The 20,881-nt window shown below is 71.2% G+C and carries 22 protein-coding genes; 9 read left to right on the forward strand and 13 right to left on the reverse strand.

Features of this window, described 5'->3' with window-relative positions:
• The first annotated feature begins 117 nt into the window (after nt 1-117).
• A complete protein-coding gene (locus ASC99_RS11980) occupies nt 118-300 on the forward strand; it encodes a PspC domain-containing protein (RefSeq protein WP_057231113.1) in 183 nt (60 codons plus the stop codon).
• A gap of 82 nt (nt 301-382) precedes the next feature.
• Here ASC99_RS11980 and ASC99_RS11985 read toward each other — a convergent pair whose 3' ends face one another.
• The 4 genes from ASC99_RS11985 to ASC99_RS12000 form a co-directional block, all read right to left on the reverse strand.
• Nucleotides 383-850: a hypothetical protein gene (locus ASC99_RS11985; protein ID WP_057231115.1), complete on the reverse strand. Its 468-nt coding sequence runs from the start codon at nt 848-850 to the stop codon at nt 383-385.
• A 209-nt stretch (nt 851-1,059) separates the two neighbouring features.
• Nucleotides 1,060-2,220, reverse strand: a complete 1,161-nt coding sequence (locus ASC99_RS11990) for an adenosine deaminase (RefSeq protein ID WP_057231117.1) — start codon at nt 2,218-2,220, stop codon at nt 1,060-1,062.
• Between the two features lie 103 nt (nt 2,221-2,323).
• Nucleotides 2,324-3,349, reverse strand: a complete 1,026-nt coding sequence (locus tag ASC99_RS11995; RefSeq protein ID WP_057231119.1) for a GNAT family N-acetyltransferase — start codon at nt 3,347-3,349, stop codon at nt 2,324-2,326.
• A 30-nt stretch (nt 3,350-3,379) separates the two neighbouring features.
• Nucleotides 3,380-4,342, reverse strand: coding sequence for a polysaccharide deacetylase family protein (locus ASC99_RS12000; protein WP_235502474.1), 963 nt, complete (start codon nt 4,340-4,342; stop codon nt 3,380-3,382).
• A 246-nt stretch (nt 4,343-4,588) separates the two neighbouring features.
• Here ASC99_RS12000 and ASC99_RS12005 point away from each other — a divergent pair, with 246 nt between their 5' ends.
• On the forward strand, nt 4,589-4,876 hold the full coding sequence (locus ASC99_RS12005) for a hypothetical protein (protein WP_057231121.1): 288 nt from the start codon (nt 4,589-4,591) through the stop codon (nt 4,874-4,876).
• Nucleotides 4,877-4,903: 27 nt separating this feature from the next.
• On the opposite strand, the gene ASC99_RS12010 is transcribed toward ASC99_RS12005, so the two are convergent.
• Nucleotides 4,904-5,860, reverse strand: a complete 957-nt coding sequence (locus tag ASC99_RS12010) for a LysR family transcriptional regulator (protein WP_057231123.1) — start codon at nt 5,858-5,860, stop codon at nt 4,904-4,906.
• Nucleotides 5,861-5,924: 64 nt separating this feature from the next.
• On the opposite strand from ASC99_RS12010, the gene ASC99_RS12015 reads away from it, so the two are divergent.
• The 4 genes from ASC99_RS12015 (at nt 5,925) to ASC99_RS12030 (ending at nt 7,985) form a co-directional block, all read left to right on the forward strand.
• Complete coding sequence (locus ASC99_RS12015; protein WP_057231125.1) at nt 5,925-7,217, forward strand: MFS transporter; 1,293 nt, start codon at nt 5,925-5,927, stop codon at nt 7,215-7,217.
• Complete coding sequence (locus ASC99_RS38440; RefSeq protein WP_057231128.1) at nt 7,214-7,459, forward strand: hypothetical protein; 246 nt, start codon at nt 7,214-7,216, stop codon at nt 7,457-7,459. The genes ASC99_RS12015 and ASC99_RS38440 overlap by 4 nt, the downstream gene beginning before the upstream one ends.
• 5 nt (nt 7,460-7,464) lie before the next feature.
• The gene (locus ASC99_RS38445; protein WP_162257872.1) at nt 7,465-7,692 is read left to right on the forward strand and encodes a Uma2 family endonuclease; all 228 of its coding nucleotides are present in this window, start codon (nt 7,465-7,467) and stop codon (nt 7,690-7,692) included.
• A gap of 71 nt (nt 7,693-7,763) precedes the next feature.
• On the forward strand, nt 7,764-7,985 hold the full coding sequence (locus ASC99_RS12030; RefSeq protein WP_057231132.1) for a hypothetical protein: 222 nt from the start codon (nt 7,764-7,766) through the stop codon (nt 7,983-7,985).
• Between the two features lie 32 nt (nt 7,986-8,017).
• Here ASC99_RS12030 and ASC99_RS12035 read toward each other — a convergent pair whose 3' ends face one another.
• The 8 genes from ASC99_RS12035 to ASC99_RS12070 form a co-directional block, all read right to left on the reverse strand.
• Entirely contained in the window at nt 8,018-9,295 is a 1,278-nt protein-coding gene (locus ASC99_RS12035; protein WP_057231134.1) for a thymidine phosphorylase, read from the reverse strand.
• 97 nt (nt 9,296-9,392) lie between these two features.
• Nucleotides 9,393-9,788, reverse strand: coding sequence for a cytidine deaminase (locus ASC99_RS12040; protein WP_057231136.1), 396 nt, complete (start codon nt 9,786-9,788; stop codon nt 9,393-9,395).
• Nucleotides 9,785-11,053 carry an ABC transporter permease gene (locus tag ASC99_RS12045; RefSeq protein WP_057231138.1) on the reverse strand — a complete coding sequence of 423 codons (1,269 nt, stop codon included), beginning with the start codon at nt 11,051-11,053 and terminating at the stop codon, nt 9,785-9,787. Before ASC99_RS12045 ends, ASC99_RS12040 begins: the two co-directional genes overlap by 4 nt.
• Entirely contained in the window at nt 11,050-12,201 is a 1,152-nt protein-coding gene (locus tag ASC99_RS12050) for an ABC transporter permease (protein WP_057231140.1), read from the reverse strand. The genes ASC99_RS12045 and ASC99_RS12050 overlap by 4 nt, the downstream gene beginning before the upstream one ends.
• Before the next feature lie 5 nt (nt 12,202-12,206).
• Entirely contained in the window at nt 12,207-13,778 is a 1,572-nt protein-coding gene (locus ASC99_RS12055; RefSeq protein WP_057231142.1) for an ABC transporter ATP-binding protein, read from the reverse strand.
• A gap of 271 nt (nt 13,779-14,049) precedes the next feature.
• Nucleotides 14,050-15,108: a BMP family protein gene (locus ASC99_RS12060; protein WP_057231144.1), complete on the reverse strand. Its 1,059-nt coding sequence runs from the start codon at nt 15,106-15,108 to the stop codon at nt 14,050-14,052.
• A 219-nt stretch (nt 15,109-15,327) separates the two neighbouring features.
• Nucleotides 15,328-16,578 (reverse strand): amidohydrolase, encoded by a 1,251-nt coding sequence (locus ASC99_RS12065; protein WP_369824179.1) that lies wholly within the window; start codon nt 16,576-16,578, stop codon nt 15,328-15,330.
• A gap of 217 nt (nt 16,579-16,795) precedes the next feature.
• Nucleotides 16,796-18,385, reverse strand: a complete 1,590-nt coding sequence (locus tag ASC99_RS12070; RefSeq protein WP_057231146.1) for a methylmalonyl-CoA mutase — start codon at nt 18,383-18,385, stop codon at nt 16,796-16,798.
• A 233-nt stretch (nt 18,386-18,618) separates the two neighbouring features.
• On the opposite strand from ASC99_RS12070, the gene ASC99_RS12075 reads away from it, so the two are divergent.
• The 3 genes from ASC99_RS12075 to sdhC all read left to right on the forward strand — a co-directional run bounded on the left by ASC99_RS12075 (nt 18,619) and on the right by sdhC (nt 20,878).
• Entirely contained in the window at nt 18,619-19,359 is a 741-nt protein-coding gene (locus ASC99_RS12075) for an SDR family oxidoreductase (protein ID WP_057231148.1), read from the forward strand.
• A gap of 412 nt (nt 19,360-19,771) precedes the next feature.
• Entirely contained in the window at nt 19,772-20,278 is a 507-nt protein-coding gene (locus ASC99_RS12080; protein ID WP_235502507.1) for a 2-oxo-4-hydroxy-4-carboxy-5-ureidoimidazoline decarboxylase, read from the forward strand.
• Nucleotides 20,279-20,497: 219 nt separating this feature from the next.
• The gene (gene sdhC / locus ASC99_RS12085) at nt 20,498-20,878 is read left to right on the forward strand and encodes a succinate dehydrogenase, cytochrome b556 subunit (RefSeq protein WP_082598270.1); all 381 of its coding nucleotides are present in this window, start codon (nt 20,498-20,500) and stop codon (nt 20,876-20,878) included.
• Nucleotides 20,879-20,881 lie beyond the last annotated feature (3 nt).

Genomic DNA, 20,881 nt, shown 5'->3' on the forward strand with positions numbered 1-20,881 from the left:
GAGAGATTCAGGGGCCTGGATCGGTATCAGGGCGGAGGTTTTCGCGGGGCGCGGCGCCGAGGATGGATACATGCCCACCGGAGAGACCGGCCCGGGCGACCGTAACCGGAGCTGACCATGAGCGCACTTGCCCGCCCCCGACACCACCGCGTCATCGCCGGCGTCTGCGCCGGGATCGCCAAGCGCTTCGGACTCGCCCCCTGGACGGTCCGGATCATCTTCCTGGCTTCCTGCCTGCTGCCCGGCCCGCAGTTCCTGATCTACCTGGCGCTCTGGCTGATCCTCCCTCAGGAGCCGTGACCCGGCCGGGCCGACCGGCCCGAAGGGCCGCCTCCCCCGCCGCGTGCGGGGAGGCGGCCCTTCGGCCGTTGTGCGGAGGGGGTCAGCCACCCAGGCCCGGCAGGCCTCCACCGCCCGGGAGACCGCCGCCGAGCGCACCGGTCACGGTGCTGACGCCGGGCGCCTGGGTCAGGCCCTCGGCGCCGGGCACCGGGAGCGGCAGGCCGCGCGGGGTGGCCGCCTCGGCGACCGGGGCGGTCGCGCCGTCGGTCATCGGGGCGGTCTGCTCGGTGACCGGCGCGGTCATCGGCTGGGCGGACTCCGGGGCCTGCGCCACCGGGCCTGCCACGTCCGGGTTGAGGTTGCCGACCGCCTCGGTCACCGGAGCGGTGGCGGGCAGCTGGCTGACGGTGCTGGTGGCCGCCCCGGTCAGCGCACCGGACTGGGCGAGCGCTCCGGTCGGGAGACCGAGCCCACCGGGCGTGGCGGCGGAGGCGGAACCGGCAGCCGCAGCCGCGAGCGCAACGCCGAGCGCAGCGGTCCCGGCAGCCTTCAGAGTGGCCTGCTTCATGAGTTGGTCCTCGTGTCCTCGTCGGTGGCCGACGTCGCGGGCGGGCATCCGAGAAGGCCCACCGCTACGCCGTGTCAGCTCTGACTGGCACACCGTAGTGACAACGTCGCGCACAGATCAAAGGCGAGTAACTCACTTGGCTGAATAGTCAGATGAGCGCATGACCACGGCGAAGGCCACGCGCTCATCCGTCACCACATCGGCTGCCGTCAGGCGCCGACGCCCGCACCCGCACTGAACAGCCACTCCGCCTTCAGCTCGGCATAGCCGGGCTTGATCACATCGTTGATCATCGCGAGCCGCTCGTCGAACGGCAGGAACGCGGACTTCATCGCGTTCACCGTGAACCACTCCATGTCGCCCAGGGTGTAGCCGAAGGCGTCCACCAGGTGGCCGAACTCCTGGCTCATGCTGGTGCCGCTCATCAGCCGGTTGTCGGTGTTCACGGTGACCCGGAACTTGAGCCGGCTGAGCAGGCCGATCGGGTGCTCGGCGTACGAAGTCGCCGCCGCCGTCTGCAGGTTGGAGGTCGGGCACATCTCCAGCGGGACCCGCTTGTCCCGCACGTACGCGGCCAGCCGACCGAGCTCGACGCTGCCGTCCTCGTTGACCGTGATGTCGTCGATGATCCGGACGCCGTGGCCGAGCCGGTCGGCGCCGCAGCACTGCAGGGCCTCCCAGATCGACGGCAGGCCGAAGGCCTCACCGGCGTGGATGGTGAAGTGGTTGTTCTCGCCCTTGAGGTAGTCGAAGGCGCCCTGGTGCCGGGTGGGCGGGTGGCCCGCCTCGGCGCCGGCGATGTCGAAGCCGACCACGCCGTGGTCCCGGAAGCGGTTGGCCAGTTCGGCGATCTCCTGCGAGCGGGCGGCGTGCCGCATCGCGGTGAGCAGGGTGCCGACCCGGATCCGGTGGCCCTTGGCGCGGGCGTTGGCCTCGCCGAGCCGGAAGCCCTCGTTCACCGCCTCGACCACCTGATCGAGGGTCAGGCCCTGCTCCAGGTGCTGCTCCGGCGCGTACCGGACCTCGGCGTAGACCACGCCGTCGGCGGCCAGGTCCTCGGCGCAGTCGGCGGCGACCCTGACCAGCGCGTCGCGGGTCTGCATCACGGCGCAGGTGTGCGCGAAGGTCTCCAGGTACCGGACCAGCGAGCCGGAGTCGGCCGCCTCCCGGAACCAGAGGCCGAGCTTGGCCGGGTCGGTGGTGGGGAGACCCTCGTAACCGCAGGCCGCGGCCAGCTCGACGATGGTCTCCGGGCGCAGCCCGCCGTCGAGGTGGTCGTGCAGGAGCACCTTCGGGGCGCGGGCGATCTGGGCGGCGTCGGGGATGCGGGGGCCTGTGGTGCCCGCGGTAACAGGGATCTGCTTCTCCATTGCGGGAGTGTAGCCCCTACGCGCGTAGATTCACCACGCGGTTGCTCACTTTCCATCGTTGGAGAGCACCTCGTTGGGCCGGTCGGCCCTTCCGCGGGCCCGGTCAGCCCTTCACCCGGTACTTGAGCCCGAGCAGCGCGCCGGACAGCCCGTGCGGGACCAGCCAGCTCTGGTCCGCGCGGTCGGCCGCGTCGAACCGGTACTTGTACGGCTCGGTGCCGCGCAGGAAGTCGAAGGTGGTCAACTTCCGCTCCGCGCAAGCCCGGACGGCCTCGGCGATGATCGCGGTGCCGAGCCGAAGCGGCGCCCAGGCCGGGTCCCAGCCGATCTGGTAGTAGGCGAAGGTGTCGCCCCAGAGGAAGCCGTACAGCCCGCCGACCACCTCGCCCTCGTGCTCGGCCAGCAGGAAGGCAGGACCGGCGGACGGCCGCGCGCGCTCCAGCAGCCGGGTGTGCAGCGGCAGCCGCTGCTCGTCGAAGGTGGTGCCCCGGCCCAGCGCGTCCCGGCGGAGCCGGTGCAGCCGCACCACGGTGTCCAGCAGCCCGGGCCCGGCCTCGCCGGGCGGCACCCAGCGGAAGGTCACCCCGGCGGCAGCCAGCTTGCGCCCGTACCGCCGCAGGTCGGCGCGGAACTGCCGGGAGCCGAGCGACTCGAAGCCCCCGGTCAGGTCGGCCCGGGGGCAGGACTGCCTGGACACCTCGCGCCGGGTGGCCGGCAGCAGCTCGCCGAGCAGCGGATCCACGTCCGGGAACCAGAGCGTCTCGCGCCGGGCCAGCTCGGTCAGCCAGCCCCGGACCTCGTCCGCCCGGCCCGGCCGGACCGCGAACCCGCCGTGGTCGGCGGCGCCCGGTCCGGCGCCGAGCGCCGTCCGGCAGCCGACCGTGAACGGGAGCCTCGGGTGCAGCCGGAGCCTGGTCCGGCACAGCGGCACCACGGCCTCCACCGCGCCGTCCCGGCCCCGCCAGACCGCGATCTCGGCCGGGCCGCGCCCGCCCAGCGTCTCCCACCAGGACAGCACCCAGTCGGGGGTCAGGAACCACGACCCCCGCTCCGCCAGCTCTGCCACCAACTCCCGCCAGCTGTCCACCAGTTCCGGCGTCAGCTGCTCAGGCGTGTACCGCTCGACCATGTCCGTTCCCCACCCCGCCGTCGCACCGCTTCAGCAGCCACCACGGAGCCGGTGCACGGCCGGGTGCAGCCCCGAGAGGATTGTGTCGAACCGGGCCCGGCTGGTGTCGGAGTTCACCCGAAGTCGGCTGATCCGCAACGGATGTGGCGGCAGCAGTGCGTCCTGCCGGTGGTCGAAGAGGAAGCCGAGCCGGTAGCCCAGCTCGCGCAGCACCGTGTCGGCCCCGGCGTCGAAGTTCCCGTTGGGGTAGGCGAACGCGGTCGGCGCCACGCCCAGCCAGCCGGTCAGCAGCCGGTGCGCCTGCTCGATCTCGGTGCGCACCACAACCGGCTCGCACCGGTCGAGACAGGGGTGCCCGAGGGTGTGGTTGCCGATCGTCACCCCGGTGGCGACCAGATCCAGCAGCTCCAGCGCGGAGAGCTGCTGCTGACGGGCGGCGGGCCGGGCCGCGGTGGCCCGCAACTCCTTGATGGCAGCCCGCCGTTCGGCGTCCGGAAGAAGCTTGAGGCGGCCCACCACCGCAGCCGCCGGAACACCGGCCAGCGCACCGGCGGTACCGCCCGAGGCGGCCAGCTCGGCCGCCTCGCGCCACCAGAACGGCTGGTCCCCGTCGACGAGTCCGGCCACCACGAAGGCGGCGGCCGGCACCCCGAGCCGGGCCAGCACCGGCAGCCCCCGGGTGAGCAGCGTACGGTCGCCGTCGTCGAAGGTGACCAGCACGCTGCGCGGCGGCAGCGGACGCCCTTCGGTGACGGCCCGCTCGACGGTGCCGAGCGAGACCGGGGTGGCACCCCTGGTCAGCCGCTCCAGCTGGGCGGTGAAGCTCGGTAGGTCGTCCACCCCGTGATAGGCGAGCACGGAGAGCCGCTGCGCGGCCCGGGCCCGGAACAACGGCTGGAGCGGCGAGCGCCTCAGCATCCGGTCCAACCGCCCCCGCCGGGCCGCACCCGGCGCACCGCCGACGACGCGCGCGGCCGTGTCCTGCTCCGACACGATTCCCCCTGTTTCGATCCTTGCAGCCGTGCCTGCAGTCCCCCCATCAATATCCCTCAGTTTGGTAAAGAGCGGTATATGTTCGGGAAGTTGACCCGCTCCTGGCCGGATAGCGACACCCCGCGCCGAGGTGTGTCGCACCGGGGCGCAGTGGAAGCCCCACCCCTTCCGCCGGGGGGGGTGACTGGCTAGGCTCTGCCCGGCTCTCCGCCTGGAGGCCCGCCCCTGCTGCCCCGAGGAACCCCCGTGTCCAAGCTGTCCCGCACCGGCGAGCCGAAAGCACCCCGGAAGAACCCGTTCGAAGGGCTCACCCCCTGGCAGAAGGCGCTGTCGATCCTGCCGATGGGGCTCCTCATCGTGGGCGGCGCGATCGGTGGCGCGCTGGGGGCGGGTGCGCTCTTCCTCAACACCTCGATCGCCCGGAAGCCGCTCGCCACCCCGGTGAAGGCGCTCGCCATGGTCGGCGTCACGCTCGGCGCGGCCCTCGTCTACCTGATCATCGCGGGCCTGCTGACCTCGGCGCTCAACMGCTGACCTGCGGCGCCCTGCTCGGCCCGGCGCTCAGTCGTGGTCGAGCAGGCGGCCCCGCCGGGACAGTACGAAGTCCCGGAAGGCCGCCACCGGCGGGGTGAGCGGACGGCCCGTCACCCAGGCCAGGCCGATCGCCCGGCGGGTGCGGGGCGAGGTGACCTCCAGCTCCACCACACCGGGCCGGGGCACCAGGGCCGGGGGCAGCAGGGCCACCCCGAGCCCGGCCGCGACCAGCCCGCGCAGGGTCTCCGCCTCCTCCCCCTCGAACGCGATCCGCGGCGAGAAGCCCGCCTCCGCGCAGAAGCCGTCGGTGATCACCCGCAGGCCGTACCCCTCCTCGACCGCGACGAACGGCTCCTCGGCCACCTCCGCCAGCCTGATCCGGCGCCGCCCGGCCAGCCGGTGGTCGGCCGGGACGGCCAGGTACAGCCGCTGCTCGTCCAGCGGACGGGTCGTCAGGTCAGGGTCGTCCGGCAGCGGCGAGACCAGGCAGAGATCCAGCTCCCCCGCCCGCAGCCGCTCCAGCATCGCCGCCACGTAGTCCTGCACCAGCTGGAACCTGACCTGTGGATGCCCGACCCGGAAGCCGCGCAGCAGCGCCGGGACGGCGTCCGACCCCATCGTGTGCAGGAAGCCGAACGCCACCCGGCCGACCGCCGGATCGGCCTCCGCCCTGGCCGCCTCCGCCCCGCGCTCCAGCTCGGCCAGCGCCCGCTCGACCGAACCGAGCAGCATCCGCCCGGCCCGGGTCAGCCGCACCGTCCGCCCCTGCCGGGCCAGCAGCTGCACCCCGAGCTCCGCCTCCAGCCGGGCCACCGAGCGGGACAGCGTCGGCTGCGGCATCCCGAGCAGCTGGGCCGCCTGGGTCACGTGCTCCAGCCGCGCCACCGCCGCGAACTGCGCCAACTGTGGGGCGAGCAGGGCGAGATCGGTCTCCGGGCCGAGGTCGGCCAGGGTCGGCGGCGGTGAGCTGCTCTCATACGGCATGGCATGAATTATCGATGAATCATGCATTGGACGCATCAGTGACCCGCCCCCTAACTTCACTTCCATGCCGCCTGCCAGTACCGGGGCATCCGCAGTCGAGCTGCCGGGTGCCCTTCCCCAGTCGTCCCCTGCCGCCGCCACTCCCACTTCGGCCGACACCAGGCACCGCCCCGGTGACCGCGCCTTCCGGCGCGCCAACCTGGCGCTGTTCGCCGCCGGAATCGCCACCTTCGTCCTGCTGTACTCCACCCAGGGCCTGCTGCCGCTGCTCTCCGCCGACCTCGGCCTGACACCCGGTCAGGCCAGCTGGACCGCCTCGGCGGCCACCCTCGGGCTCGCCCTGGCGCTGCTCCCGGCCAGCGCGCTGTCCGACCGGTACGGGCGGACGGCGGTGATGACCGCCTCGATGCTGGCCGCCGCCGGGATCGCCCTGGCGCTGCCGTTCGCACCGAACCTCACCACCCTGGTGCTCCTCCGCGCCGTCCAGGGCGCCGCCCTCGCCGGGCTGCCCGCCACCGCGATGGCGTACCTGGCCGAGGAGATCCACCCAAGCGCACTGGCCTCCGCGATGGGCCTGTACGTCGCGGGCAACAGCATCGGCGGCATGGGCGGCCGGCTCGCATCCGGCTGGGCGGGCGCCGCCTGGGGCTGGCGCTGGGGCCTGGCCGTCTCAGCAGCCCTCGCGTTGGCCGCCGCGCTCGCCTTCCGGCTGCTGATCCCCGCCGCCCGGCAGTTCCGGCGCACCCCGCTGGACGCCCGCGCGCTGGCCCGCACCGTCACCGGCCATCTGCGCAACCCGCTGCTGCTCCGGCTCTACGGGCTCGGCCTGCTCTTCATGGCCGTCTTCGGCGCGGTCTACACCACCGTCGGCTACCGGCTGGTCGCCGCCCCGTTCGACCTCCCCGAGTCGGTGGCCGCCTCGATCTTCGTGGTCTACCTGGTCGGCACCCTCTCCTCAGCCGGCGCCGGCCGCCTGGTCGGCCGCCTCGGCCGACGCGGCACCCTCTACGTCGCGATCGGCACCACCACCGCCGGCCTGCTGCTCTCGCTCTCCGACACCCTGGCCGGCGTCCTGCTCGGCCTGACCCTGATCACCGCGGGCTTCTTCGCCGGCCACGCCACCGCCTCCTCCTCGGTCGGCCGCACCGCCACCGAGGGCCGCGCCCAGGCCTCCGCCCTCTACCTGATCGCCTACTACCTCGGCAACAGCCTCGGCGGCACCCTCGGCGCCGACGCCTACCACTCCACCGGCTGGCCCGGCACCGCCACCGTCGGCCTCACCGCGATGACCCTGGCCGCCGGCGTCACCCTCTACGCCACCCGCAAGGCCATGGCCGTCCGTACACTCCGGGCATGAGCCCCGCCCCGGCCGCGTACGCCCGGCTTCGCAAGATCGCCGACCGGCTTCCGACGGTGCCAGGAATCGGCAGGACGGAGATCGCGAACGGCGTGATCGTCATGACGCTGCCACCGGTCCTGCGCCACGAACTCGCCGTACTCAGGCTGGCGCGCCAGTTGAACGCACAGCTCCCAGGCACGCACCCCGGCCACATCGCGCACCCCGGCGCCGACCTCCCGCGCTTCTTCCCCACGAGGTAGTGCTGGTGGTCGAGATCGTCTCCAAGTCCAACCCCGAGACCGACTACCAGAACAAGGTCCGCGACTACGCCGCCATGGGCATCCCGCTCTACCTGTTGGTCGACCCCCGAGAGGGCACCGGCATCGTGTACTCCCAGCCCGGATACGCCTCCCGGGAGAAGTTCGTCTTCGGCGACACCGTCCTGGTCGGCCCGTGGTCGATCGACACCAGCGGACTGCTCACCTACGCCTGAGCGGCGCATCCGATCGGGCCACCATGGGTAGGCAACGGGTGCCGCAGCCCCGAGAGTTGGGATCGCCCGCCATGCGCAGGGACCAGGACAAGACCGCCGAGCTGGACGCGTTCATCGGCTTCGCCGCCGGACTGCTCACCGCCCTGGTGACCGCACTGGCCCTGGCCGGGCTCGCCGAACTGGTCACGGTCGGGCCGGGGTGGCGGCAGGTCGGGTACGGGCTGATCGCGGCAGCCGGGCTGACCGGCACGGTGGCCGCCTACCTACGGCTGCGCACCCGCCGGGCGCCCTGACGCCCGCTCACCAGGCGTCAGGGCGGGACCAGTTACGCGATCCGGTCGAGCACGATCGGGTTCGGCGTGAAGGCGGTGCCCTCGGGGGCGATGGTGACGCCGCCGGCCAGGGCCTCGATCGCGTAGTCGTAGCGCTCGGGGGTGTCGGTGTGCAGGGTCAGCAGCGGCTGACCCGCCGTCACGCGGTCGCCCGGCTTGGCGTGCATCTCGACGCCCGCGCCGGCCTGCACCGGGTCCTCCTTGCGGGCTCGGCCGGCGCCCAGGCGCCAGGCGCAGACGCCGACCGCGTAGGCGTCCAGGCCGGTCAGCACGCCGGTGGCGGAGGCGGTGATCACGTGCTGCTCGCGGGCCACCGGGAGCGGGGCGTCCACGTCGCCGCCCTGGGCGGAGATCATCCGGCGCCAGTGGTCCATCGCGGAGCCGTCCCGCAGCGCGTCGGCCGGGTCCTTGCCGTGCACGCCGGCCGCCGCGAGCATCTCGCGGGCCAGCGCCAGGGTCAGCTCGACCACGTCGGCGGGGCCGCCGCCGGCCAGCACCTCGACCGACTCGCGGACCTCCAGCGCGTTGCCGGCGGTGAGGCCGAGCGGGGTGGACATGTCGGTGAGCAGCGCGACGGTGTTGACCCCGGCGGCGGTGCCCAGGCCGACCATGGTGCGGGCCAGCTCCTGGGCGTCGGCCAGGTTCTTCATGAAGGCGCCGGAGCCGACCTTCACATCGAGGACCAGCGCACCCGTCCCCTCGGCGATCTTCTTGGACATGATCGAGGAGGCGATCAGCGGGATCGCCTCGACCGTGCCGGTCACGTCGCGCAGGGCGTAGAGCTTCTTGTCGGCCGGGGCGAGGCCGTCACCGGCGGCGCAGATCACCGCTCCGGCATCGCGCAGCACCGACATCATCTCCTCGTTGGAGAGCAGCGCCCGCCAGCCGGGGATGGACTCGAGCTTGTCCAGGGTGCCGCCGGTGTGGCCGAGGCCGCGGCCGGAGAGCTGCGGGACGGCCGCGCCGCAGGCGGCGACCAGCGGGGCCAGCGGGAGGGTGATCTTGTCGCCGACGCCGCCGGTGGAGTGCTTGTCGGAGGTCGGGACACCGAGCGCGGAGAAGTCCATCCGGACGCCGGAGCGGATCATCGCGTCGGTCCAGCGGCTGATCTCGCGCAGGTTCATGCCGTTCAGCAGGATCGCCATGGCCAGCGCGGACATCTGCTCGTCGGCGACCTCGCCACGGGTGTAGGCGTCGATCACCCAGTCGATCTGAGGGTCGGTCAGCTCGCCGCGGTCGCGCTTGGTCCTGATGACGGAGGGGGCGTCCATGAGGGTTCTCCAGAAGGTTCGAAGAAGAAGAAATGCGAAGAGTGCCGCGGGGGAGCTGATCCCCCGCGACACTCTACGCGCGTAACTAAAGCGGTAGCTAGAGCCGCTCCGGCCCGAACGCGTCCGGCAGGACCTCGCTCATCGGCCGCACTCCGGACGGCAGCTCGACCAGCAGCGAGGGCCCGCCGTGCTCGTACAGCAGCTGCCGGCAGCGCCCGCACGGCATCAGCAGCTCGCCAGCGCCGTCCACACAGGTGAATGCCACCAGCCGGCCGCCGCCGCTCGCGTACAGCGCCGAGACCAGCCCGCACTCGGCGCACAGCGCCAGGCCGTACGAGGCGTTCTCCACGTTGCAACCGGTGACCACCCGGCCGTCGTCCACCAGCGCCGCGGCGCCGACCGGGAACTTGCTATACGGGGCGTACGCACGCCCCATCGCGTCCCGGGCGGCGGTCCTCAGCTGCTCCCAGTCGACCGGCTGAGCGGTCGTCACTTGCCCTGCCCGCGGCGGTAGATCTGGCCGTCCGCCTTCGGCATCCGCAGTCGCTGCGAGGCCAGTGCGAGCACCACCAGGGTGACCACGTACGGGGTGGCCACGATCAGCGCGCGCGGCACCGTGTCGGTGGTGGCGAACCAGGCTGCCAGACCGGCGGCGACCACGAAGCTGATCGCGGCTCCCCTGAACTGACGCCGGTACAGCTTCCAGAGCGCCAGCAGCGCCATCGCGATCGAGACCGTCAGCAGCAGCACGTGCACCGAGTCGGGGTCGCGCAGCTGGAGGCTGTCGGTGAAGCCGAACAGGCCGGCACCCATCGCCAGACCGCCAGGCATCCAGTTGCCGAAGATCATCGCGGCCAGACCGATGAAGCCTCGGCCCTGGGTCATGCCGTCCTTGTAGAAGTGCGCCGCGACCAGCGACAGGTACGCACCGGCCAGACCGGCGAACGCGCCCGAGGCGATGACCGCGAGGTACTTGTACTTGTAGACGTTGACGCCCAGCGACTCGGCCGCGGTCGGGTTCTCACCGCAGGAGCGCAGCCGCAGACCGAAGACCGTCCGCCAGAGCACGAAGTAGCTGGCCACGAGGAACACCGCGGCGATCACCACGACCACCGAGAGGTTGGAGACCATGCCGCCGAGGATGCCCGCGACGTCGGAGACCAGGAACCAGTGGTGCGCCTCGATCGTGTCCAGCCAGTCGGCCAGGCCGGGGATGGTGATGTACGGCAGCGGGTCGGCCGGCGGGGACTGGTTCGCCCCGGCGCCGAAGGCCACGTAGTCGCGGTAGTAGATCCGGTTGACGTAGGCACAGATGCCGGGGATCAGCAGGTTGATGCCGACACCGGAGACGATGTGGTCGACGCCGAAGGTGACGGTGACCAGCGCATGCAGCAGACCGCCGAGCGCGCCGCCCGCCATACCGGCGAGCAGGCCGACCCACGGGTTGACCAGGTAACCGGCCCAGGCGCCGCAGAAGGTGCCGGCGACCATCATGCCTTCGAGGCCGATGTTGACCACACCGGCCCGCTCGGCCCAGAGACCGCCGAGACCGGCCATCGCGATCGGCACCGAGGCGCCGAGCGCGGCCGTGATCTGCCCGGAGGAGGTCAGGCCGTGGTTGCCGGTGGCCGCGCCGACGGCGGAGAACAGCAGCAGGGCTCCGGCGATCAGCAGCAGCACGACCGGGACGGTCAGCTTGCCCTTCTTGGCGGGCGAACTGCCCGGCGACTTCGGCCGGGCGACAGTGGCGGTACTCATGCGGCCACCTCCTTCTTGGCAGCGGCGGCCTGAGCGGCCAGCTCGGCGCCGACCTTCTGCTGCTGGCGCTTGAGGCCGTAGCGGCGGACCAGCTCGTAGGCGACGACGACACAGATGACGATGGTGCCCTGCATGACGTTGACGATCTCCTGCGGGTAGCCACCCTGGAGCGGCAACTGAGTACCCGCCACGTCGAGGAACGCGAACAGCAGCGCCGAGAAGGCGATGCCGATCGGCGAGTTGCGGCCGAGCAGGGCGACCGAGATGCCGATGAAGCCCAGACCCGGCTGGATGTTCTGCCCGAAGTAGTAGGAGCTCGTCATCAGTTCGGGCAGGCCGATCAGGCCGGCGATCCCGCCGGAGACCACCATCGAGGTGATCACCATGCGCTTGACGTTCACGCCCGAGGCGGTGGCGGCGCTCTCCGAGCGGCCGGTGGCGCGCAGGTCGAAGCCGAACCGGGTCCGGCTCAGGGTGAACTGGAAGAGGACGCCGACCAGGATCGCGATCACGACGAAGCCCCAGAGGGTGCCACCGGCGGTCTCGATGGTGAAGAAGTGGCTGGAGGCCGAGATCGGATCGGTCTGGATCGCGTTGGTGGCGGTGCCCTTGTCCGGGGCGAAGACGCCCGGCACCAGCAGCAGACCGACCACGGCGGTCGCGATGGCGTTCAGCATGATGGTCGAGATGACCTCGCTGACGCCCCGGTAGACCTTGAGCAGACCGGCGATGCTCGCCCACATGCCACCGACCAGCATCGCGGTCACCAGCAGCAGCGGGACCTGCAGGACGGCCGGCAGGTCGACCTGGCTGCCGACGAAGGCGGCGAACAGCACGCCCAGCTTGTACTGGCCGTCGACGCCGATGTTGAAGAGGTTCATCCGGAAGGCGAACGCGGCGGCGGCACCGGCCAGGTAGTAGACGGTGGCCCGGTTGAGGGTCAGCACCTGGCCGTCCGAGGCGGTCCCGTAGGAGAACATCACGTCGAACGCCTTGAACGGCTCCTTACCGGAGACCGCCAGCAGAACGGCACAGATCACCACCGAGAGCAGCACGGCCAGCACGGGGGCGGCCAGGCCGAGCACGATCTTCTCGGTGTCGAACCGCTTCTTGGCCGCCGGCTTGGCGGCGGATTTGGGACTGGTCATGTGGGTTACTCCCCCGCCTGCGCGTCGGTGGCGGTGTCGTCGGTGGACTCGGCCTCGGTGCCCTCGGCCACGATCGCCTGGAACTCGGCGACCGCCTCCGGAGCCGACTCGATGTGGCCGGCGGCCGCACCCGTCATCGCGGTGCCCAGGTCCTCGGCCGTCACGGTGGCCGGGTCGGCGTCCGCGACCAGGCGGCCGCGGTAGATCACCCGGATGGTGTCGGAGAGGCCGATCAGCTCGTCCAGGTCGGCGGAGATCAGCAGCACCGCCAGGCCCTCGCGCTGGGCGACCCGGATCTGCTCCCAGATCTGCGCCTGCGCGCCGACGTCCACACCACGGGTGGGGTGCGAGGCGATCAGCAGCTTGGGGCGGTGGCTCATCTCGCGGCCGATGATCAGCTTCTGCTGGTTGCCACCGGAGAGCGAGGCGGCGGTGACCTCGATGCCGGGGGTACGGACGTCGTACTCCTCGACGATCCGCCGGGTGTCCTTGCGGGCCCCGGCCGGGTCCAGCAGCATCCCCTTGGAGTTCGGCGACTCGGTGACGTGGCCGAGCATCCGGTTCTCCCAGAGCGGGGCCTCCAGCAGCAGGCCGTGCTTGTGCCGGTCCTCGGGGATGTAGCCGATGCCGGCCTCGCGGCGGGCCCGGGTCAGCGTGCCGGTCAGGTCGACGCCGTCCAGCGTGACGACGCCACCGTCCAGCGGCAGCATGCCCATGATGGCCTCGACCAGCTCGGCCTGGCCGTTGCCCTCGACACCGGCGATGCCGAGGATCTCGCCCTTGCGGATCCGCAGCGAGACGTCGTCCAGCACCACGCGCTCGATGCCCTCGGCGTCCGCCTTGGCGATCCGCAGGGTGTCGACCCTGAGCATCTCGGTCTCGGTGACGGTCGACTCGCGGCTCTCCGGGGAGGGCAGCTCGGCGCCGACCATCAGCTCGGCCAGCTGACGGGCCGTCACGGTGCGCGGGTCGGCATCGCCGACCGTGGTGCCGCGGCGGATCACGCTGATCGCGTCGGCCACCGAGAGCACCTCGTGCAGCTTGTGCGAGATGAAGATGACGGTGACGCCCTCGGACTTGAGGTCCCGGAGGTTCGCGAAGAGCGCGTCCACCTCCTGCGGCACCAGCACGGCGGTGGGCTCGTCCAGGATGAGGATCCGGGCGCCCCGGTAGAGCACCTTGAGGATCTCCACGCGCTGGCGGTCCGCCACGCCGAGGTCCTCGACCATAGCGTCCGGGCGGATGCCCAGGCCGTACTGGTCGGAGATCTCGCGGATCTTCGCCTTGGCCTTGGCTCCTATCCCGTAGAGCTTCTCGCCGCCCAGGACGACGTTCTCCCACACCGTCAGGTAGTCGGCCAGCATGAAGTGCTGGTGCACCATGCCGATGCCGCGCGCGATGGCGTCCCCGGGAGTGTTGAACTCGACCTGCTCGCCGTTGACGGCGATGGTGCCCTCGTCCGGCTTCTGCATGCCGTAGAGGATCTTCATCAGGGTCGACTTGCCGGCGCCGTTCTCACCCATCAAGGCGTGCACGGTGCCGGGAGCCACGGTGATGTCGATGTCGTGGTTGGCCACGACACCGGGGAAGCGCTTGGTGATGCCGCGCAGTTCGACGGCCGGTGTCGCCGTCCCCGCGCTGGGGTTGCCGCCCGTGGGGGTCGGGGCGGGTTCGGAAGCGGTGATGGCGATCTCCTGGTGGTCACAGGGCGCGTCGTTGCGCTGGAGAAGGCTTGGGGGAACGGACGAGGCCCGGTGGCGTGCGCGTGCGCACCCAGCCGGGCCCCGCCCTGATGCTGTGTCAATCATGCGCGCTGACCGGCACGGTCAGCGGCAGGCTGAGCAAGTGTCAGCTGGTGGTGGTCGGGATCTTGGTGGCGCCCGAGGTGATCGCCGTGGTGGCGTCGTCCAGCTTCTTCTGGATGTCGGAGATGAAGCCGCCGGTGGTGGCCAGCGACACGCCCTTCTCCTTCAGGTCGAAGTTCTTGGCACCCGTGATCGGGGTGCCCTTCTTGACGGAGTCGATGTACGAGAACACCGCGGTGTCGACGTTCTTCACCATCGAGGTGAGGATGCGGTCCTTGTACTTGGCCAGGGCCGGCTGGGCGGCCTGGTCCGAGTCGACGCCGATGGCCCACTTCTTGGCGTTGAAGACGGCCTCGATGGCGCCGTTGCCGGAGGAGCCGGCGGCGGAGTAGATGACATCCGCGCCCTTGTCGAGCTGGCCCTGCGCGGCGTCCTTGCCCTTGCCCGGGTCGTTGAAGCCCGAGAAGTCCGGCGGGGTGGTGAGGTAGGTGGTCTCGATCTTGATGTCCGGGGTGACCGACTTGGCGCCCGCGACGTAACCGGCCTCGAACTTCTTGATCAGCTCGGACTGCACGCCACCGATGAAGCCGATGTGCTTCGCGGTGCTCTTCGAGGCGGCGGCGACGCCGGCCAGGTACGAGCCCTCCTGCTCCGAGAAGGTCAGCGAGGTGACGTTGCTCGGCTGGGTGGAGGAGCCGGAGTCGATGATCGCGAACTTGACGTTCGGGTTCTCCTTGGCGACCTTCTCGACGGCGGCCTGGTAGACGAAGCCGACCGCGATGACCGGGTTGTAGCCGCTGGTCACCAGGGACTTGAGGCGGGTCTCCTTGTCGGCCTCGGCCTCGCCGGTCTTGGCCTCGGCCTCGGTGACCTGCACGCCGAGGTCGGCCTTGGCCTTGTCCAGGCCACGGGCGGCGGAGTCGTTGAACGACTGGTCGCCACGGCCGCCGATGTCGTACGCCATGCCGACCTTGATGCCGGAGGCGCCGGCGGCCGGGGAGGTGGTGTTGCTGTCGGTGCTCTTTGCGCCGCAAGCGGCGAGCGAGGCGATGCCCAGGGAACCCGAGAGCACAACCGCGGCGAGCTTCATTGAACGGCGCAAGGGAGTATCTCCTTCTCACACACCCGTATGGCGTGGTCGAGCGCCACCGTAACGCGCGTAGAACACGGTTGTGTTACGGGCAGGAAGGGCATTCGGGTTGTTATCAAAACGTGGTGCTACGTCGGGACAAACCGGACATATGACTACGCTTGCCACACCTGAATGTCACTACTCCCTGGTAGTACGCCGCCACTCTACGCCGACCTCGGCCCCCAGGTCTCAGACTCGGCCGTACTCCAGCGCGAGGGCCGCGAACAGTTCGACGCCGATCGCGATCGCCCGCTCGTCCACGTCGAAACGCCCCTGGTGCAGGTCGCGGACCGTGCTGTCGTGCGGGCTCCTGACTCCCAGCCGGGCCAGGGCACCGGGCGCGTGCTCCAGGTACCAGGAGAAGTCCTCGCCGCCGAGGCTCTGCTCGGTGTCCTCGACCACCGGGCCCGCCCCGGCCGCGAAGCGGCCGGTCATCGCCGCCTCGAACTGACTGATCGAGGCGTGCTCGTTCACCACCGGCGGCACGCCCCGGTGGTAGTCGACCGTCCACTTGGCCCGGTAGAGCTCCGCCAGCTTGGCGGTCAGCTCGTGCAGCGCGTCCGGCGCCTCACGCCAGCCGGCCAGCTCCAGGCAGCGGACGGTGCCCTCCAGCTCGGCGTGCTGCGGGATCACATTGGATGCCGAGCCGGAGGCGATCCGGCCCCAGACCAGGCTGACGCCCCAGCGCGGGTCCATCCGGCGGGCCAGCGCGGGCGGCAGGTCGGAGGCCAGCCGGGCGACCGCGGTGACCAGATCGGTCGTCAGATGCGGGCGGGCGGTGTGGCCGCCGGGCCCGTCCAGGTGCAGCACCAGCCGGTCGCAGGCCGAGGTGATCGCGCCGACCTTGAGGCCGATCCGGCCCACCTGGACCTTCGGGTCGCAGTGCACCGCGAAGATCCGGCCCACGTCGGCCATCCCGCCCGCCTCGATGACGTCCAGCGCACCGCCGGGCATCACCTCCTCGGCGGGCTGGAAGATCAGCCGCACCGGCTGCTTCAACTCACCCGCCCGGGCCGCCTGGGCCAGCACCAGCGCGGTGCCGAGCACCACCGAGGTGTGCACGTCGTGGCCGCAGGCGTGTGCCCGGCCGGGCAGCGTGGAGCGGTACGGGGCCTCGGTCTTGGCGTCGTCGATCGGCAGCGCGTCGATGTCCGCCCGGAAGGCCAGGAACGGGGTGCCCGGCTTGTGGCCGGCCGGCACGATGTCGACCGTCATCCCGGTGCCGCCCGGCAGCAGCCTGGGCGAGAGCCCGGCGGCCAGCAGCCGCTCGCGGAGCAGCCGGGTGGTGCGGAACTCCTGCCGCCCCAACTCCGGGTGCCGGTGCAGGTCACGGCGGAAGGCGATCAACTCCGCCTGGTAGGCCCGTACCCGTGCCCGCAGGTCCGAGCCGGGGCGGGCGGGGGTGAGAGTGGCCTGAGCGGCGGGCTGAGGATCGTTCACCTCAACAAGACTAGGCCGGTGGTGGGGTTTTGGCCCGACTTCCGTCGAAGTGGTCCCCGGATGGGTGCATACCGGCCCTGCAGCTGGGTATGACATACCGTTTCATCCGCCTTCCGGTGCTCGCTGGTCTGTGCAACGAGCGGTCGGAGAGCAGGACACGGCGCGGGGCCCGAGGCGCGCGCCCCGGACCCCGTCGACGTACCGGACTGACGTCCGCTCAGAACCGGTCGACCGGCACGTAGGTGCCCCAGATCTCCCGCAGCGCGTTGCAGACCTCACCCACGGTGGCCCGGGCGGCCAGCGCGTCCTTCATCGGGTAGAGCACGTTGTCGCTGCCCTCGGCCGCCTTGCGGAGTGCGGTCAGCGAGCGGTCCACCGCCGAACTGTCGCGCTCCGCACGGAGCCTGGCCAGCCGCTCGGCCTGCTGGGCCTCGATCGCCGGGTCCACCCGGAGCGGCTCGTACGGGTCCTCGGTGTCCAGCTGGAAGCGGTTGACGCCGACCACGGTGCGCTCGCCGGAGTCCTGCTCCTGCTGGATCCGGTAGGCGGTCCGCTCGATCTCGCCCTTCTGGTAGCCCTGCTCGATGGCGGCCACCGAACCGCCCATCTCCTCCACCTTGTGCATCAGTTCCAGCGCGGCGGCCTCGACCTCGTCGGTCATCTGCTCGACCACGTAGGAGCCGGCGAACGGGTCCACCGTGGCGGTGATGTCGGTCTCGTACGCCAGCACCTGCTGGGTCCGCAGCGCCAGCCGGGCGGACTTCTCGGTGGGCAGTGCGATGGCCTCGTCGAAGCTGTTGGTGTGCAGCGACTGGGTGCCGCCGAAGACCGCCGCGAGCGCCTGGACCGAGACCCGGACCAGGTTCACCTCGGGCTGCTGGGCGGTGAGTTGGACCCCGGCGGTCTGGGTGTGGAAGCGCAGCATCAGCGACTTCGGGTTCTTCGCGTGGAACTCCTCGCGCATGACGCGGGCCCAGATCCGGCGCGCGGCACGGAACTTGGCCACCTCTTCGAGCAGCGTGGTGCGGGAGACGAAGAAGAACGAGAGCCGGGGGGCGAAGTCGTCCACGTCCATCCCGGCCGCGACCGCGGTGCGGACGTACTCGATGCCGTTGGCCAGCGTGAAGGCGATCTCCTGCGCGGGGTTCGCCCCGGCCTCGGCCATGTGGTAGCCGGAGATCGAGATGGTGTTCCACTTCGGGATCTCGGCCCGGCAGTACTGGAACACGTCGGCGATCAGCCGCAGGCTGGGCTTCGGCGGGAAGATGTACGTGCCGCGCGCGATGTACTCCTTCAGCACGTCGTTCTGGATCGTGCCGGTCAGCTGGTTGGAGGCCACCCCCTGGGCCTCGCCCACCAGTTGGTACATCAGCAGCAGCAGCGATCCCGGCGCGTTGATGGTCATCGAGGTGGAGACCTCGCCCAGCGGGATGCCGCCGAACAGCACGTTCATGTCGTCGACGCTGTCGATCGCCACGCCGACCTTGCCGACCTCGCCGGCCGAGATCGGGGCGTCCGAGTCGTAGCCCATCTGGGTCGGCAGGTCGAAGGCGACCGAGAGGCCCATGGTGCCGTTGGCGATCAGCTGCTTGTACCGGGCGTTGGACTCGGCCGCGGTGCCGAAGCCCGCGTACTGACGCATCGTCCAGGGCCGGCCGGTGTACATCGAGGGGTAGACACCCCGGGTGTACGGGTACTCGCCGGGCCGGCCGAGCTTGGCCTCCGGGCTCCAGTCGGCGAGGGTCTCCGGACCGTACAGCGGCTCGATCGGGAGGCCCGACTCGGTGCGACGGGGCTCGGCTGCCATGGGGGGTCCTCCGCAGGGTGAGGGATGCGGTGAGTGAATGCTGATTAACGTTCAGCTGGAGCTACGCAATGTAGTCGGCTGCGGTCCTGAGCGGACAGATGCCACGGCTAGGACCTTGCTCACAGGCCGCATCCGCCCCGACACTCCCCGCCCCGGCCGGTGCCACCCACCCAGGGCGCGGTCCGGCCGTTTGCGATGATCGGCGGCAACGACCGAACAACTGGGGAGTGGAAATGACCGAGCGGAAGGTGGCCGTGGTCACCGGTGCGAGCAGCGGCATCGGCGCGGCGACGGCCCGACGGCTGGCGGCGGACGGCTTCGAGGTGGTGGTCACGGCCCGCCGGACCGAGCGGATCGAGGCGCTGGCCAAGGAGATCGGCGGCCGAGCCTTCACCGTCGACGTGACCGACCGGGCGGCGGTGGACGCGTTCGCGGCCGAGGTCGGCCCCGTCGACGTGCTGGTCAACAACGCGGGCGGCGCGATCGGCGCCGAGAGCGTCGAGGCGGCCGACCCGGCCGACTGGCTGGCGATGTACCAGGTGAACGTGCTCGGCGTGCTGCACGTGACCCAGGCCCTGCTGCCCGCCCTGCGGGCGAGCGGTGACGGCACCGTCCTGGTGCTCAGCTCGACCGCCGCACTGGCCGCGTACGAGGGCGGCGGCGGGTACGTGGCCGCCAAGACCGCCGCGCACACCGTCGCGGCCACCCTGCGGCTGGAGCTGTGCGGCGAGCCGATCCGGGTGATCGAGATCGCCCCCGGCATGGTGAAGTCCGAGGGCTTCGCGGTCACCCGCTTCCGGGGCGACGAGGAGAAGGCGGCGGCGGTCTACGCGGGCGTGGCCGAACCGCTCAGCTCCGAGGACGTCGCCGACACCGTCTCCTGGGCGGTCACCCGGCCGCCGCACGTCAACATCGACCTGCTGGTGGTCCGGCCGCGCGCCCAGGCGGCCAACCACAAGGTGTACCGGGGCTGACCACGGTCCGACGTCGGGGTGGCCGGGCGGGCGGCCACCTCAACGCAGCGCCACCTCAACGCAGCGCCACCTCAACGCAGCGCCACCTCAACGCCACCTCAACGCAGCGCCACCTCAACGCAGCGCCACCTCAACGCAGCGCCACCTCAACGAACATGACAACGTTACGACTTGATAGCTCGTTCGAGTGAATTCGGCATGGCCCTTCCTCAATTGACGAACCCTCAACTACCGTGGTGCCGCTGCCCGGGCGGTCCACAAGATGCCTGCTCCCGGGCCTGGCCGACCGGTCCCTCGCGCAACCGCTGACCACCTACGTTTCGTCTCTGGAGCAACTCCCCCTTCCCGCCCTCACGAGGAGGACCCGCTGTCCAGTGACATCCCGCCAGGACGGTTCGACCTGCCGTTGCTGGTGCCGTCCCTGCTCGGGCTTCACCGTTTCAACGAGGCCGACCCCGGCGCTGCCGAGGAGGCCCTGCTGGCCTGTTGCGGCAGCCACCGGTGGGCGCTTCGGCTCACCGCACACCGCCCCTACCCCGACATAGAGTCCCTGTTGGCAGCCGCCAGCGAGGCCTCCTACGACCTGCGCCCGGCCGACCTGGCCGAGGCGCTGGCCGACGAGAGCTGGATGCCGCAGCCACTGCTCGGCATGCGCGCACCCGGCAGCCAGGCGGCACACACCGCACTGCGGGCCGCCCACGCCGCTTACGAGGCGCGGTTCGGCCACGTCTTCGTGGTCTGCCTGGACGGGATCGAACCGGAGGAGATGCTCGACACCGTGCTCAGCTCCGTCCGGACCAGGCTCGCCAACGATCCGGACGAGGAGCGGCTGATCGCGGCCGACGAGCTCCGCCGGATCGCGCTGACCCGGCTGGAGCACCTGGTCGCCTCGGCCACCGCCACCCGGACGGGCAACTGACGGCGCCCCTGATGTGACGCCGAGCGGAGGAATTCCCTCACTCAGCGTCACATCAGGGGCGCCGATTAGGCCGTGCGTGCCTGTTTGATCACACCTGACACCCCCGGAGGCGGTTCACCACAGCGCGTCGATAGGATGCTGGCGGCCGGAGGACCGTACCGGCCGGGCTGACCGACACCGAAGCCGGCCGAGCCCCCAATCGCTTCCGGAGGGTTTTCCGTGCCGGCTGGAACGCTGTACCGCGGCCGGGAAGGCATGTGGAGCTGGGTGGCTCATCGAGTCACCGGCGTCCTCATCTTCTTCTTCCTGTTCGCCCATGTTCTCGACACCGCTCTCGTGCGGGTGTCACCCGAGTCGTACGACACCGTCATCGCGACGTACAAGACACCGCTGGTGAACCTGATGGAGTACGGCCTCACCGCCGCCATCCTGTTCCACGCGCTGAACGGCCTCCGGGTCATCGCGGTGGACTTCTGGTCGAGGGGTCCGCGTCTGCAGAAGCAGATGCTGTGGACCGTCGTCGGTGTCTGGGTCGTGCTGATGGCGGGTGCCTTCTACCCGATCCTCGAGCACACCCTCCTCTCCTGGTTCGGGAAGTGATCG

It is taken from the genome of Kitasatospora sp. Root107, assembly GCF_001424875.1.
GTDB lineage: Bacteria > Actinomycetota > Actinomycetes > Streptomycetales > Streptomycetaceae > Kitasatospora.